General features: G+C 69.0%; 15 protein-coding genes. 7 read left to right on the forward strand and 8 right to left on the reverse strand.

Annotated features, from left to right (window positions below; all coding sequences use genetic code 11):
* Positions 1 to 38: 38 nt before the first annotated feature.
* Positions 39 to 896 carry a peptide chain release factor N(5)-glutamine methyltransferase gene (gene prmC, locus AC5P66_RS17090; RefSeq protein WP_099494723.1) on the forward strand — a complete coding sequence of 286 codons (858 nt, stop codon included), beginning with the start codon at positions 39 to 41 and terminating at the stop codon, positions 894 to 896.
* Positions 897 to 944: 48 nt separating this feature from the next.
* A complete protein-coding gene (gene pip, locus AC5P66_RS17095) occupies positions 945 to 1,886 on the forward strand; it encodes a prolyl aminopeptidase (RefSeq protein ID WP_049414509.1) in 942 nt (313 codons plus the stop codon).
* 72 nt (positions 1,887 to 1,958) lie between these two features.
* On the opposite strand, the gene AC5P66_RS17100 is transcribed toward pip, so the two are convergent.
* The gene (locus AC5P66_RS17100; RefSeq protein WP_099494724.1) at positions 1,959 to 2,843 is read right to left on the reverse strand and encodes a LysR family transcriptional regulator; all 885 of its coding nucleotides are present in this window, start codon (positions 2,841 to 2,843) and stop codon (positions 1,959 to 1,961) included.
* 105 nt (positions 2,844 to 2,948) lie between these two features.
* Here AC5P66_RS17100 and AC5P66_RS17105 point away from each other — a divergent pair, with 105 nt between their 5' ends.
* Complete coding sequence (locus tag AC5P66_RS17105; RefSeq protein ID WP_263468006.1) at positions 2,949 to 4,361, forward strand: MFS transporter; 1,413 nt, start codon at positions 2,949 to 2,951, stop codon at positions 4,359 to 4,361.
* Between the two features lie 135 nt (positions 4,362 to 4,496).
* Here the strand turns inward: AC5P66_RS17105 and AC5P66_RS17110 are convergent, their stop codons facing one another.
* The 4 genes from AC5P66_RS17110 to AC5P66_RS17125 are packed head-to-tail and all read right to left on the reverse strand — an operon-like array spanning position 4,497 to position 7,366.
* Positions 4,497 to 5,294 carry an N-formylglutamate amidohydrolase gene (locus tag AC5P66_RS17110; protein WP_134709487.1) on the reverse strand — a complete coding sequence of 266 codons (798 nt, stop codon included), beginning with the start codon at positions 5,292 to 5,294 and terminating at the stop codon, positions 4,497 to 4,499.
* On the reverse strand, positions 5,287 to 5,841 hold the full coding sequence (locus AC5P66_RS17115; protein WP_099487828.1) for an NUDIX hydrolase: 555 nt from the start codon (positions 5,839 to 5,841) through the stop codon (positions 5,287 to 5,289). The genes AC5P66_RS17110 and AC5P66_RS17115 overlap by 8 nt, the downstream gene beginning before the upstream one ends.
* Complete coding sequence (locus AC5P66_RS17120; protein ID WP_049414515.1) at positions 5,838 to 6,788, reverse strand: 5'-3' exonuclease; 951 nt, start codon at positions 6,786 to 6,788, stop codon at positions 5,838 to 5,840. Before AC5P66_RS17120 ends, AC5P66_RS17115 begins: the two co-directional genes overlap by 4 nt.
* Positions 6,785 to 7,366 carry a nitroreductase family protein gene (locus tag AC5P66_RS17125; protein WP_049414519.1) on the reverse strand — a complete coding sequence of 194 codons (582 nt, stop codon included), beginning with the start codon at positions 7,364 to 7,366 and terminating at the stop codon, positions 6,785 to 6,787. The genes AC5P66_RS17120 and AC5P66_RS17125 overlap by 4 nt, the downstream gene beginning before the upstream one ends.
* Before the next feature lie 331 nt (positions 7,367 to 7,697).
* Here AC5P66_RS17125 and pacR point away from each other — a divergent pair, with 331 nt between their 5' ends.
* Together pacR and AC5P66_RS17135 are read left to right on the forward strand one after the other, a co-directional pair.
* Entirely contained in the window at positions 7,698 to 10,019 is a 2,322-nt protein-coding gene (gene pacR / locus AC5P66_RS17130) for a PacR family protein (protein WP_262222874.1), read from the forward strand.
* Between the two features lie 51 nt (positions 10,020 to 10,070).
* Positions 10,071 to 11,150 (forward strand): NAD(P) transhydrogenase subunit alpha, encoded by a 1,080-nt coding sequence (locus AC5P66_RS17135; protein WP_005415378.1) that lies wholly within the window; start codon positions 10,071 to 10,073, stop codon positions 11,148 to 11,150.
* 102 nt (positions 11,151 to 11,252) lie between these two features.
* On the opposite strand, the gene AC5P66_RS17140 is transcribed toward AC5P66_RS17135, so the two are convergent.
* From AC5P66_RS17140 to AC5P66_RS17150, 3 genes are read right to left on the reverse strand one after another with little or no spacing between them, the layout of a single operon-like run.
* Positions 11,253 to 11,714, reverse strand: coding sequence for a DUF3106 domain-containing protein (locus AC5P66_RS17140; protein ID WP_049414516.1), 462 nt, complete (start codon positions 11,712 to 11,714; stop codon positions 11,253 to 11,255).
* 3 nt (positions 11,715 to 11,717) lie between these two features.
* On the reverse strand, positions 11,718 to 12,044 hold the full coding sequence (locus AC5P66_RS17145) for a hypothetical protein (RefSeq protein ID WP_099494727.1): 327 nt from the start codon (positions 12,042 to 12,044) through the stop codon (positions 11,718 to 11,720).
* Positions 12,041 to 12,625: an RNA polymerase sigma factor gene (locus AC5P66_RS17150; protein WP_080352983.1), complete on the reverse strand. Its 585-nt coding sequence runs from the start codon at positions 12,623 to 12,625 to the stop codon at positions 12,041 to 12,043. Before AC5P66_RS17150 ends, AC5P66_RS17145 begins: the two co-directional genes overlap by 4 nt.
* Positions 12,626 to 12,723: 98 nt before the next feature.
* On the opposite strand from AC5P66_RS17150, the gene AC5P66_RS17155 reads away from it, so the two are divergent.
* Both AC5P66_RS17155 and AC5P66_RS17160 read left to right on the forward strand, forming a co-directional pair.
* On the forward strand, positions 12,724 to 13,044 hold the full coding sequence (locus AC5P66_RS17155) for an NAD(P) transhydrogenase subunit alpha part 2 (RefSeq protein WP_005415382.1): 321 nt from the start codon (positions 12,724 to 12,726) through the stop codon (positions 13,042 to 13,044).
* Entirely contained in the window at positions 13,041 to 14,501 is a 1,461-nt protein-coding gene (locus AC5P66_RS17160) for an NAD(P)(+) transhydrogenase (Re/Si-specific) subunit beta (protein WP_099494728.1), read from the forward strand. The genes AC5P66_RS17155 and AC5P66_RS17160 overlap by 4 nt, the downstream gene beginning before the upstream one ends.
* Positions 14,502 to 14,745 lie beyond the last annotated feature (244 nt).

Consider the following 14,745-nt stretch of genomic DNA (forward strand, 5'->3'; position numbering starts at 1 on the left):
GAAGCAGCCCAGCACAGGCTCGGCTCTACAATTGCAGCATGTCCTTTCAAGCCCAACCCACCCTGCGTCAGGTCGTAGCCGACGCCACTGCTCGCTTGGGCGGCATCGACGCCCGCCACGAAGCCGAACTGCTGCTGCTGCATGTACTGGACCGCCCGCGCAGCTGGCTGTTCGCCCATGCCACCGATCCGCTGGCCGCCGCCGACCAGGCCACCTTCGAAGCCTTGCTGGCCCGCCGTGTGGCCGGTGAGCCGGTTGCCTACCTGATCGGGCGTCGCGGTTTCTGGACGCTGGACCTGGAGGTCGACCCGGCCACGCTGATCCCGCGCCCGGAAACCGAGCTGCTGGTCGAGTTGGCGCTGGAGCGACTGCCGCCGGACCAGGCGTTGCAGCTGGCCGACCTCGGTACCGGCAGCGGTGCGATCGCACTGGCACTGGCCAGCGAACGGCCCCGGGCACAGGTGCTCGCCACCGATGCCAGCACGGGCGCGCTGGCCGTGGCCGCGCGCAATGCCGCCCGCCATGAACTGGGCAACGTCCGTTTCGCCGAGGGCGGGCACGACTGGTATGCGCCGCTGCAGGGCGTGCGCTTCGACCTGATCGCCAGCAATCCGCCGTACATCGCCAGCGACGACCCGCACCTGGAACAGGGCGACCTGCGCTTCGAACCGTCTACCGCGCTGGCCTCGGGCATGGACGGCCTGGATGACATCCGCCGCATCGTCGATGGTGGCCAGGCCCACCTGCGGCCCGGCGGCTGGTTGCTGATCGAGCACGGTTGGGACCAGGGCGCCGCGATCCGGGCACTGTTCGAGGCGACGGGATTTGTCGAGGTGCAGACCGTGCAGGACCTGGAGCAGCGCGACCGCATCACCCTGGGCCAGCGTCCGGCCTAGAATGGAGGTTCTCCTGCCCCGGCAGGGCATCACCCTGGAGCTGCAAGCATGCGTACGCTGTACCCCGCCATCACCCCCTACGACGTCGGCACCCTGAAGGTCGACGACCGCCACACGCTGTACTTCGAACAGTGCGGTAACCCGGAAGGCAAGCCGGTGGTGATGCTGCATGGTGGCCCGGGCGGCGGCTGCAGCGACAAGATGCGCCAGTTCCACGACCCCTCCAAGTACCGCATCATCCTGTTCGACCAGCGCGGTGCTGGCCGTTCCACCCCGCACGCGGATCTGGTGGACAACACCACCTGGGACCTCGTCGCCGATATCGAGAAGCTGCGCGAGCACCTGAAGGTCGATCGCTGGCAGGTGTTCGGTGGCAGCTGGGGCTCGACCCTGGCCCTGGCCTATGCCGAAACCCACCCGCAGCGCGTGACCGAACTGGTCCTGCGCGGCATCTTCATGCTGCGTCGCTGGGAGCTGGAATGGTTCTACCAGGAAGGCGCCAACCGCCTGTTCCCGGATGCGTGGGAGCATTACCTCAAGCCGATTCCGCCGGTGGAGCGTCATGACCTGATCTCGGCCTTCCACCGCCGCCTGACCAGTGAAAACGAAACCACCCGCCTGGAAGCGGCCAAGGCGTGGGCGGTGTGGGAAGGCGCGACCAGCTTCCTGCATGTCGATGACGACTTCATCAACAGCCACGAAGACCCGCACTTCGCGCTGGCGTTTGCACGCATCGAGAACCACTACTTCGTCAACGGCGGCTTCTTCGAGGTGGAAGACCAGCTGCTGCGCGACGCGCACCGCATCGCCGACATCCCGGGCGTGATCGTGCACGGCCGCTACGACGTGGTCTGCCCGCTGGCCAACGCCTGGGACCTGACCAAGGTGTGGCCGAAGGCGAAGCTGGAAATCACCCCGGCCTCGGGCCACTCGGCGTTCGAGGCCGAGAACGTGGACGCGCTGGTGCGCGCCACCGATAGCTTCGCCTGAGCGGTAGTGCCGGCCGCTGGCCGGCAACCCGGAAACGGTTGGATCCACGCAGACGCCGGCCAGCGGCCGGCGCTACCAATCCCCGGCCAGCAACGCGTCGGCCAGCACCTGCAGCTTCGGCGAGTGCTGGCGCGACGGTGGGTAGATCAGCGACAGCGCACGGCTGCAGCCCTCGAACGGCTGCAGCACGCGTTGCAGGCGGCCGTCAGCCAGCGCGTCGGCCACGGCGAAATCCATCACCTGCACGATGCCGATACCGGCGATGGCCGCTTCCACCAGCGGATCGCCGCTGTCGAACACCATCCGCGTCGGTGGCGTGAACTCACGCAGCTGCCCGTCCTGCAGGAACTGCCAGTCCACCAGCCGGCCACTGCGCAGGTTGCGTACCGCCAGGCAGGCATGATCCCGCAGGGCGGCCACATCGTCGGGCGCGCCACAGCGGTCGAGGTAGTCCGGGCTGGCCACCGTCACCCAGCGCAGCGGCCGCAGTGGCCGCGCGACGATGCGCTGGTCGGCGATGACGCCGGTGCGCAGGGCGGCATCGAAGCCTTCCTCGACCAGATCGACCAGGCGGTCGTTGAGCACGGCTTCCACCTGCAGTTGTGGGTGCTGCTGCAGCATCGGCCCCAGCAGCGGTACCAGCACCTTGCGCCCGAACATCGAGGGCGCACTGATCTTCAGAGTGCCCGAGGGTGTGCACGGACGGTCGGCCAACTGGCGTTCGGCGTCCTCGAGACCGCACAGCAGAGGAGCGACCTGATCGACGAACTGGCGACCATCCGGGGTCAGTGCCACGTTGCGGGTGTTCCGCTGCAGCAGCTTCACCCCCAGCATGGCCTCCAGCCGACTGATCGCGCGCGACAGGCCTGACTGGCTCAGGCCCAGCTGCCCGGCGGCGACGGTGAAACTGCGTGCTTCGGCCACCTGCACCAGCATGCGCACGGCATTGAGGTCCATCGAGGTTCCATTCATGCTGAAAATCATGACAGATATGGCTGTAAAGGGGTTTATTGATAGCTCTGCATCAATGAGACTGCGCTCCCCCACAGCACCGGACCGTCGATGCCTCCCCTCAAGTACCCGCGCTGGGCGCTGGCCCTGCTGGCCACCGCCCAGCTGATCATCGCCCTGGACGCCACCATCATCTTCGTCGCCCTGCATGACATGGGGCGTGCGCTGGAGATCAACGCACAGCAGCTGCAATGGGTGGTCAGTGCCTACACCGTGGCGTTCGGCGGCAGCCTGCTGCTGGGTGGCCGCGCCGCCGACCTGATCGGCCGTCGCCGCTTCTACCGGCTGGGCATGCTGCTGTTCGCACTGGCGTCGCTGCTCGGCGCGCTGGCGCCGAACGCCACCCTGCTGATCATCGCGCGTGCGGCGCAGGGCATCGGCGCGGCACTGCTGTTCCCGGCCACGCTGGCGCTGATCAACACGTTGTATGCGGAAGGTCCGGTGCGCAACCGCGCACTTGCGATCTGGAGCATGGCCAGCGCGGTGGGCCTGGCGCTGGGCACGCTGCTCGGTGGCGTGCTGACCCAGGCGTTCGGCTGGCCGGCGGTGCTGGCGGTGATCGTGCCGCTGGCCACCACCTGCGCGGTCGCTGCGGGCGCGTGGTTGCCGGCCGATGGCCCGCGTGCGCAGGGCCGCTCGTTCGATCTGGCCGGCTGCATCACCGTCACTGCCGGCGGCAGCCTGCTGGTCACTACCCTCGTGCAAGGGCCGGAGTGGGGCTGGACGGCGCCGGCCACGCTGGGCTGCCTGCTGCTGTCGGCGCTGCTGCTGGTGGCGTTCGTGCAGATCGAAGAACGCAGCCGCGATCCGCTGATGCAGTTCGCGCTGCTGCGCCTGCCCGGCCTGCGCGCGGCACTGGGCCTGACCTTCGCGTTCATGAGCAGCTATGGGGTGCAGTACTACTTCATGGCGCTGTATTTCCAGGATGGCTACGGCTGGAGCCCGCTGCAGGCCGGCCTGGCGTTCCTGCCGGCGACGGCGGTGTGCACGGTCGGCATCCAGCTGGCCGAGTGGGCGCTGAAGCGCTGGAGTGCAGGCAAGGTGCTGGTGCTCGGCCAGCTGGCCGGCGCCGTCGGCATCGCCTGGGTGGCCGCGACGCTGCCGCACGGCGCGAACTTCTGGCCGCTGCTGCCCGGCGTGGTAGTGCTGAGCATCGGCCAGGGCATGACCTGGACCTCGATGTGGATCGTGGCCGGGCAGGGCGTGCCGTCCGCACAGCAGGGCGTTGCATCTGGCATGGCGGCGACCGCGCAGCAGATCGGTGGTGCGCTGGGCCTGGCGGTGCTGGTGATGGTAGCCAATGCCGATGCGGGTGCAGCCGGTTCGCCGAGCGCACTGGCCGGGCTGGTGCGCGCCGAGTACGGTGCCGCCTTGTTTTCACTGTTCGGCGTGGTGATCGCGCTGGGCCTGCGCCCGGCGCCGGCCGAATCGGCCGCCACCGTCTGCCCGGCCAACGAGGCATGATTGAGGGCGCTGCCGTGGCGGATGTGCCTCGCCTGTGGTAGTGCCGGCCGCTGGCCGGCAACCTCGGGGTGGTTGGATCATTGGGGTTGCCGGCCAGCGGCCGGCACTACCGATACGGGATGGAACCACGCGCGTTCAACCCAGCGCCAGCAACTCCGGTTGCAGCGCGCCGAAGATCCGCGCCAGCCGCTCCGCCCACGCCTGCTGCCCGGCGGCATCGGCGATCAGGTCCTGGCGGATCTCCAGTTCCACATGCACCAGGCCGCGGCCTTCGCCATGCACCGGGACCGCGTAGTCGCTGGTGCTGCTGACCGAATACGGTTCGTTGTCACCCACCACCAGATCGCCTTCCTCGCGCAGTGCCTGCAGCAGGGCATGGGCAAAACGTGTGTCCTGGTGATACAGCACGCCGGCATGCCACGGTCGCTGGGTGCCGTTCATCACGGGGGTGAAGCTGTGCATCATCACCAGCAGGGTCGGCTGGCCGGCATCACGGCGCGCATCAAGCTCGGTCTCGATGCGTGCATGGTAGGGCGCGTGGATCGCATCGATGCGCTGCTGCCGCTGCGCCGCCGATAGCCCTGCATTTCCCGGGATCACGGTGTGGTCGCTCACCTCCGGAATCAGCGTCGGTGAGGCCAGTGGACGGTTGCAGTCGATCAGCAGCCGCGAGTAGGTCTGTTCGATCGCCCAGGCATCGAGCCGTTTAGCCAGTGCACGGGTGGTGCCGGCGATGCCGATGTCCCAGCCGATATGGCGGTCCAGCTCGGCCTGGGGCAGGCCGAGCGCGGTCAGCGCACGCGGCACCTGCTGGCCGGCGTGGTCGGCCAGCAGCAGGTATGGCGAGGCGCCCTGCGCCCGGTGGATCGCGTAGATCGCCGGGTCGTCGGCGCCGAGCAACGCAGGCAGCCTGTGCAGGTCAGCGTCAGCCACGCGGGCGCCCGTCCAGGTGGTGCTCGATCATCCACAGCCCAGCCCAGAGCTTGGCGTCCAGCTCGTAGCCTTCGCCCATCTTCTGCACCAGCCACGCTGCAGCCTCATTGCGCGGAATCTCGTGCACGGTGATGTCCTCGCTGTCATCGCCGCCACCTTCGCCGATGCGGCGCAGGCCGGTAGCGCGCACGAAGGCGATCTTCTCGCTGCTGGCGCCGGAAGATGTCGGGCCGATCATCAGCACTTCGGCATGGTCGGCGGTCCAGCCGGTTTCTTCTTCCAGCTCGCGCACCGCCGAGACTTCGATCGATTCGCCGGCGTCGATGTCGCCGACCAGGCCGGCCGGCATCTCGATGGTGGGCGCCTGCAGCGGTACACGGAACTGTTCGACGAACAGCACCTTGTCCGCCGGGGTGACGGCGATGATGATCGCGGCCAGGCCACCGGCATGGGTGCGTTCGCTGTATTCCCAGGTGCCGCGCACCACCATGCGCTGGTACTTGCCTTCATAGACGACACGCGGGGCTTCGGTGTTGCGCTGGCTCATGCGGGCTCGCTGGAATTGGAAAAGGAAGGAGTGGGAACGGGGTCGGCCACGCCGGCGGCACCGAACAGCCGGCGGCGGGTCATCGGGCCGAAGCGCAGGGTCTGGCACAGGCCATCGAGCAGTTCCGGGTCGGCCGGTTGGCGCAGCAGGCCGGGCTCGCTGCCCTCCAACGGCGCGTCCAGCGCGATGGTGGTCAGCTGGCGCCAGAGCTGGGCGTGCTCGCGCTGCTCGCGCAGGCGCACCGCCATCTGTGCAGCGCCACGCAGGCGCAGGAACGGTACCTCGTCCAGGCGTTCGAACAGCGCATCCATGCTGCCGAAATGGGCCAGCAGCACGGCGGCGGACTTGCTGCCGACACCACTGACCCCGGGAATGTTGTCCACCGCATCACCGCACAGCGCCAGGTAGTCGGCGATCTGGTGCGCGTGCACGCCGTGCCGGGCCTTCACCCCGGCCACGTTCCAGCGCTGGTTGCGGGCGTAGTCCCACTGCTCGTCATGGTCGGCCAGCAGCTGCGACAGGTCCTTGTCGGCGGAGATGATCACCCCGCGATGGCTGCTGCGGTGGACGTGCAGGGCACTGCCGATCAGGTCGTCGGCCTCGTAGTCGTGATGGGCCAGGACCGCCAGGCCCAACGCCGCGCACAGCGCCTTGCAGTGCACGAACTGGCGCTTGAGCGCCTCTGGTGCCGGATCACGGTTGGCCTTGTAGGCCGGATACAGGCGGTGGCGGAAACCGCTGTCGAGCGCTTCGTCGAAGGCGATGGCGATGTGCTGCGGGCGCTCGCGTTCCAGCAGGTCCAGCAGGAAGCGGGCGAAGCCGTGCACGGCATTGGTCGGCCAGCCCTGCGCGTCCTGGAACTGGTCCGGCAGCGAGTGCCAGGCGCGGAACACGTAGATGCTGGCATCGACCAGGTACAGCGACGGCGGCGGTGCCGGCAGGGTCATGCCGGCGGCGTCCAGTCCCGCAGCAGGGTTGCAGGGTCGGGGCGCTCGCGCTCGGGTACGTCGGCCTTGGGCGTACCGATGTGGATGAAGCCGGCGATGCGTTCGCCGTCGACCAGGCCCAGGTGGGCCTGCACGGCCGGATCGAAGGCCATCCAGGCGGTCAGCCACTGCGCGCCGAAACCCAGCGCCTGCGCGGCCTGCAGCAGGGCGAAACAGACGCAGCCGGCGGTCATCAGCTGTTCCTGCTCGGGCACCTTCGGGTCCGGCCGCGGGCTGGCCACCACCACGATCACCAGCGGTGCGTGGCTGAAACGCTGGCGGTCCTTCTCGAACACGGCCTCGCCCGCATGTGGGTCGCGCTGGCGGCTGCGTTCAGCCAGGAAGTCGCCCAGAGTGTGACGTGCATCGCCTGCGATTTTCAGGAAGCGGAACGGCACGCGCTTGCCGTGGTCGGGCACGCGCACCGCCGAGGCCAGCATCCGCTGCAGGGTGGCCGGGTCCGGCCCGGGCTCGCCCAGTTGCCGCGAGGGCACCGAGCGGCGGGCATCCAGGGCGAGCAGGGCAGCAGGGTCGGGCATGGAGTCTGAACCGGTCATCACGGGCGTTTGATTATAGTCGGGGTGGTCAATGACGCCGTCTGTGTCGCGTCCGGCCCCTGAGTACCAAACTGTGATGAACATCATGCCACTGGCGGGAAACGGACAGCCGCTTCCCCTCGCCTCGTGGGCCTTGCACGGCTTACGATATCTGTCTTGCCGGGCCGCCGGTCATGAGGTTTGAAGTGAGGACTGTTTCACTGTCCGTGACGGGCTGGCCGGCCTACCATCGACGTTCCGGTACATGGGGTGTGCCGGAAGCCGCGATGTCCATGCTGTCTGTCGTACCAGAGAAGGTGGGGAGCCTTCCCGAATGATGAGCGTGCCCACACCGATGGGATCGCCGGGCCGTGACCCGGCCCAGCTCCAGCGTGCCCGGGACATGGTCCTGCCCGCGCTGTGCCAGGCCTTCGGGGCGGCACTGGCGCGTTTCGACGATGCCCTGTTCGACCGCGCCGGCAATGCCGGCTCGTCGCAGTTGCTGTTCCTGGACGCGATGCGCGAACTGCGCCGGCGCCGTGAGGACATCGCGGCCGCTTTCGGCGGCCACCTGCAGCAGGCCTGGGCCGCATTGGAGGCTGGTGAGCCGCTGTCAGCCGAGGCGACCCTGTCCGGGCCGGCCGAGGATGGGCTCAGCCTGCTGGCCGAGCATGTGCTGGAATCACGGTTGGCGGTGCGCAATTTCGCCACTGTATTGCTGCGTGACTTCAAGCCGGTGCTGGCGCGGCTGGATCGCCGCCTGGGCCGGTTGATCGGCGGCGCGGAACTGGACGCCGACCACAATCCGATCAGCCCCGAACACCTGGGCGTGGCCATCCACGAAGCCTTTGCCGGCTGTGAACTGGCCCCGGAAGTGCATCTGGTGCTGATCAAGCTGTGCGAGCGCGACCTGCGTGCACCGGTCGGTCGCATCTACGAGAAGCTGGACGAGCAGCTGGCCGCAGCCGGCGTGATGTCGCAGATGGGGGCTCCGCAGCGCCCACAACCGCCGGCACCGGATCCGCGCATGGCCGGGATGCTGGATGATCTGGTCGAGCATCGCCACGGCGCGGGCGTCGATCCGGGGTTCAGCGATGACGAGCAGGCCGCACCGGCCTGGGCGCAGCGCTTTGCCGCCCGCTGGTCCGAGCGCCGCGGGCATATGCAGCAGCACCTGGGCGGCGATGACGGCGCCACCGGCGAGGCCTACGCTGGCCAGCAGGGCATGCTGCTGGAAGCGCTGCACGAACTGCTGCAGCAGACCCGCCATGTGCGTGAGGACGCCACGTCTGCGGCACAGGTGGCGGTTGGCCAGCAGCGCCCGCTCAGCCAGCGCGAAATGATGTCGGTGCTGTCGCTGCTGCAGGCCACGCCCAGCGCCACCCTGCGCGCGGCCATCGGCGAGGACGGCGAATCGCTGGCGCAGCGCCTGAAGAGCGAAGTGCTGTCCAGCGCCACCCAGCTTGGCGTCGATCCGGGCCAGACCCGGCTGGACCCGCAGGATGAGGATGCCATCGACCTGGTCGGCATGCTGTTCGACGTGATGCTGGACGAGCGTGAACTGGAAGGCCGCTCGCGCGAACTGATCGGCCGCCTGGTGGTGCCTTTCGTCAAGGTCGCCATGCTCGACCGCCGCATGTTCGTGCAGAAGACCCACCCGGCGCGCAAGCTGCTCAACTCGCTGGCCGAGGCCTGCGAGGGCAACACCGGCGAGAGCCAGGCCGAGCGCATGCTGATGGCCAAGGTCGAAGAGATCATCGAGCGCCTGGTGGCCGAGTTCAACGAGAACCTGGCGATCTTCCTGACCCTGGAAGAGGAATTCCGCGAGTTCCTGGTGCAGCATCGCCGCCGCGTGGAAATCGCCGAGCGTCGTGCCGCAGAAACGCAGCGCGGCCAGGAAAAGCTGGAAATGGCCCGCAGCCGGGCCGGTGCGGAACTGGACCGCCGCATCGGTGACGCCACGCTGCCGCCGGCCATTGCCGAATTCCTGCGCCAGCCGTGGCAGCATCATCTGACCCTGGCGCTGCTGCGCGAGGGCGAAGAAGGCGCCTCGGTGGCCGAGGCATTGAGCCTGGGCGATGGCCTGCTGGAGGAAGTGGCCGAGGCCCGCCGCCAGATCGTCGGCAAGCCGTGGCTGCAGGCCTGGCAGCCGGTGCTGGCCAAGGTGTTTGCCAGCGTCGGCGTGCACGGCGATGCGGCAACCGCCGCCATCGATGCCCTGCATGACACCCTGCAGGGCATCGCCGAGTCGCGGCCGGAACTGCAGCGTGCGCTGCCGGAGCTGCCGCAGGTTGCCTTGCCGGCCCCGCCAGTGGCTGAATCGCCGGCGGTTGAGCTTGGCGGGCAGATCGACGCCGACGATTTCGACAACGCCGATGCCGACCGCTTCCGCCGCATGGAAATCGGCAACTGGCTGGACTTCGTCGACAAGGATGGCAAGGTGCAGGCGGGCAAGCTGTCCTGGGTCAGCCCGATTTCCTCGCGCCTGCTGTTCGTCAACCGTCGCGGCGTGCGCTTCTGCGTGGCCTCGCCGGAAGAACTGGCGGTGATGATGCGGCTGGGCCGCCTGCGTGCCCACGTTGATGATGGCGCCTTCGACAGCGCCATGCAGGGCGTGATCGATCGCCTCGACCCGGGCAGCGCCACGCTGCACTGAGCGGGTGCCGCCTGCTAGGATCGGGAAACTCACCGATCAGCGGGGACCTGCATGGCCGTGGCGTTGCTGGGGATCAAGGAGACCGCGCCGGGCGAACGGCGCGTGGCACTGACGCCGGAGACCGCGCGCAGGCTCGGGGCCTTGGGCATTGCCGTCTGGTATGAGGCGGGCGCGGGTTTGGCGGCTGGTTTCACCGACGCCGCCTATGACGATGCCGGTGCACGCGTCTTCGACGCGGGCCGCTGGGCCGAGATCGATATCCTGCTGTGCGTGCAGGCCCCCCCTGCGGCGGTGCTGGAACAGCTCAAGCCCGGCGCCAGCGTGGTCGGCCTGCTGGCCCCGGCCAGCGATCCGGCGCTGGCCGCGCTGGCGGCCGATGGTCGCCTGCAGCTGTTCCCGCTGCAGCAGCTGCCGCGCACCACCCGTGCGCAGGCGATGGATGTACTCAGTTCGCAGGCCGGCATGGCCGGCTACAAGGCGGCGCTGATCGCCGCCGAACGCGCGCCGCGCTTCTTCCCGATGCTGACCACTGCTGCCGGCACCGTGCGGCCGGCCAAGGTGCTGGTGATCGGTGCCGGCGTGGCGGGCCTGCAGGCCATCGCCACCGCGCGCCGCCTCGGTGCACAGGTGGAAGGCTTCGACGTGCGCCCGGAAACCCGCGAGCAGATCCAGTCACTGGGCGCACGCTTCCTCGACCTCGGGGTCAGCGCGGCGGGCGAGGGAGGCTATGCGCGGGCGCTGACCGATGACGAGCGCGCCGAGCAGCAGCGTCGGCTGGCCGACCACCTGCGCAGTGTGGACGTGGTGATCTGCACGGCTGCGGTACCGGGCCGCCCGGCACCGACCATCGTGACCGCCGCGATGGTGGAAGGCATGGCCACCGGCAGCGTCATTGTTGATCTGGCGGCGGAAAGTGGCGGCAACTGCGCACTGACCCTGCCGGGGCAGTGCATCGAACACCAGGGCGTGACCATCGACGGTCCGCTGGGCCTGGCCAGCCGCGGCGCGACCCAGGCCAGCGAGATGTATGCACGGAACCTGCTCAACTTCGTTGCGCTGTTCGTGCGCGACGGGCAGCTCGGTTTCGATTGGGACGACGAACTGCTGGCGAAGACGCGCTGGCAGGCGTGAACCTCATGTGCCTCCTGTAGAGCCGAGCCCGTGCTCGGCTTGCGCAGGCGCGATAAAGCAGCCGAGCGTGGGCTCGGCTCTGCAAAGGGTTGAACGCTGCCTTTACCGCGGCTTCGCCGGCGGCGGATTCTCTCGCACCCAGTCCTTGCGTTGCTCCGGCGTCATCTGCGACCAGCGCTCGCGCAGTGCGTCGCGCTGCGCGGGCGGCAGATCCCGCATCTGACCGAACAGGGCGCGGGCCTGCTCACGCTGTTCCGGGCTCATGTGCTCGAAGCGGCGCAGGCCGCGGCGGGCCTTGTCGCGTTCCTCCGGGCTCATCGTCTGCCAGCGCTGGCCATGCGAGAGCATCCGCTGGCGCTGGCCGGCATCGGCGCTGTTCCAGCGGTCGCGCAGTGGCGCCAGCAGCGATTCCCGCTGCGCTTCGCTCAACTGTTCCCAGGCCGGCAGCGGCGTGGCCGGCGCAGGGCGCGCCGCAGGGGCGGGCGCGGCGCTCTGCGCCAGCGCCGGGAGGGCCGGCAGCAGCAACAGGGTCATCAGCAGGGGCAGGGTGTGCAGTCGGGACATGGTTCACTCCATCGCCAGGTCGGTATCGCCCAGCCACAGGTACAGATCGGGATTTTCGTCGTAGAGCGCGCTGTTGTCTTCCACCGAGGCCAGCACCGGTGCCGGCACGGCGGGCGACAGTGGGCTGTGGCCGCTGAACTGCAGGCCGATACCTAGCGCCACCACCAGCGAACAGGCACTGGCCAACCACCAGCGCCAGCGCCCGTGACGGGCTGCGCTGGCGCCGTGGCGAGCCTGGCGCAACCGTGCCAGCGTGGCCGGCGACAGCGCCTGCAGCGACTGCGCGTGCAGGTTGCGCAGCATGTCATCGGAGGGCAGGGAGCGGTTCACGGGTGGGTCTCCAGGTAGTCCTGCAGCGCCTGCCGGGCGCGTGCCAGATGGGTTTTTACCGCGCCTTCGCTACAGCCCATGGCGCGGGCGGTGGTGGCCCCGTCCAGGTCCTGCAGCACGCGCAGGGTGAAGGCCTCGCGCTGGCGTGCGGGCAGGGTACGCAGCGCCTGTACCAGTTGCTGGTACTGCTGGCGCTGTTCGTGCGCCTGCGCCGGGTCCGGGCCGGGGTCGGCCCAGTCGATCCCGCCTCCGTCAGCGTCCTGGTTGTCGCGCCAGAACGGCAGGCGGAAACGGCGCCGGCGCTGCAGGTCGATCACGCGGCGGCGCAGGATGCTCCAGAACAGGGGCGCCCATTCGGCTGCCGGCTTGTCGGCGTAGTCCAGCATGCGCATCAGCGCGTCCTGCACCGCGTCCATGGCGTCTTCGCGCTGGCGCAGGCCGGCCTCGGCGAAACGGAACGCGCGCGGGCCGACGCTGGCCAGGAACGCCTCCAGCGATGCCGGCAGGGCATCGGTGTCGGCGCTCGGGGGGGCGGGGCTGCTCACCAGCACAGGGTACGGTTCCTCGCTCGGGGTCACCATCGACAACGCGTGAGCGTCGCCGCGGTTGACGCCGGGTGCGCGCCGGGTTCAGCCCGTGGTTATGATGGGCCGACGAAGACAGAGCGGGAGCGTTGCCAGTGAGTGACGGGTTCGTAGCGCTGTACATCTTCATGCTGGCGGCCATCGCCGGCCACGTGATCATTTCGCGGGTGCCGGTGATCCTGCATACCCCGCTGATGTCGGGTTCCAACTTCATCCACGGCATCGTGTTGATCGGCGCGATGGTGGTGCTGGGGCACGCGCAGACGCCGCTGGAAAAGGCGCTGGGCTTCCTTGCCGTGGTGCTCGGCGCCGGCAACGCCGCCGGTGGCTACGTGGTCACCGCGCGCATGCTGGAGATGTTCAAGCCGAGCGCGCCCAAGGGCGGCAGGGACGAACCGAAGGAGCCACAGGCTTGAACATCAGCACCGTCGAACTGCTCGACTGGCTGGTCAAGGCCAGCTACCTCGTCGCCGCTACGCTGTTCCTGCTGGGCCTGCAGCGCATGGCTTCGCCGCTGACCGCGCGCAGCGGCATCCGCTGGGCCGGGCTGGGCATGCTGCTGGCCACGGTGGCGACCTTCTTCCTGCCTGAACTGCACAACGTACCGCTGATCCTGGTGGCACTGCTGCTGGGCGCGGGCCTGGCCTGGTGGTCGGCCGGCAAGGTGGCCATCACCGACATGCCGCAGATGGTGGCGCTGTACAACGGCATGGGCGGTGGCTCGGCGGCGGCGATCGGTGCGGTGGAACTGCTGCGCTATGCCTTCCTGGCCCACCGCGATACCAGCCACTGGAGCGAGCAGGCGCTGGCCGACCTGGCCGCGCGCCAGCCGTCGGGCACGGTGCTGCTGCTGGCGGTGGTCGGCGCGGCGATCGGTGCGGTCTCGCTGTCCGGTTCGGTGATCGCCTGGGCCAAGCTGGATGGACGCCTGGACAAGCGGGTGACCTGGCCGGGCCAGCAGGTGATGAACCTGCTGGTGGCGCTGGCGGTGGTGGTACTGGCGATCATCGCGGCCAGCACGCTCAGCACCTGGGCGATCGTCGCCTTCTTCGTGCTGGCGCTGGCACTGGGCGTGCTGATGACGCTGCCGATCGGTGGCGCCGACATGCCGGTGGTGATCTCGCTGTACAACGCGTTCACCGGCCTGGCGGTGTCGTTTGAAGGTTATGTGCTCGGCAACGAGGCGCTGATCATCGCCGGCATGATGGTCGGCGCGGCGGGCATCCTGCTGACCCGGTTGATGGCGAAGGCGATGAACCGGCCGATCCGCAATGTGCTGTTCTCCAACTTCGGCGGCGGTGCCGGAGGCGAGGCGCAGGCGATCACCGGCGCGCAGAAGCCCATCGAAGCGTCGGACGTCGCGGCGATGATGGCCTTTGCCGAGCGCGTGGTGATCGTGCCCGGCTACGGCATGGCGGTGGCGCAGGCCCAGCACAAGATCTGGGAACTGGCGCAGCGGCTGGGCCAGCGTGGCGTGAAAGTGAAGTTCGCGATCCACCCGGTGGCCGGGCGCATGCCCGGGCACATGAACGTGCTGCTGGCCGAGGCCGGCGTGCCCTACGACCTGATCGCCGACATGGACGACATCAACCCCGAATTCGCCAATACCGACGTGGTGCTGGTGATCGGTGCCAACGACGTGGTCAATCCGGTGGCACGCACCGACCCGGCCAGCCCGATCTACGGCATGCCGGTGCTGGACGTGGTCAACGCGCGCAACGTGGTGGTGATCAAGCGTGGCAAGGGCACCGGTTTTGCCGGCATCGAGAATGCGCTGTTCTACGCCGACAACACCCGCATGCTCTATGGCGACGGCGCCGAAGCGGCGGCCTCGCTGGTGAGCGAGCTGAAGGCGCTCGACGGCGGGCATTGAGTTGAGGACCGGGGTCGGATCCCTTTCCGCAGGAAAGGGCTCTGACCCCCTTACCGGCCAGCGGCCGGCACTACCCCCATCCGTGCGTGGCGGCTGCAGCTGGTAGGTGCGGACCTTGGTCCGCACGCTTTTGCCGGCCAGCGGCCGGCACTACCCCCATCCGTGCGTGGTGGCTGCAGCTGGTAGGTGCGGGCCTTGGTCCGCACGCTTTTGCCGGCCAGCGGCCCGCACCACCCCCATCCGC

This window comes from Stenotrophomonas sp. YJH_SMC_122 (assembly GCF_059369535.1).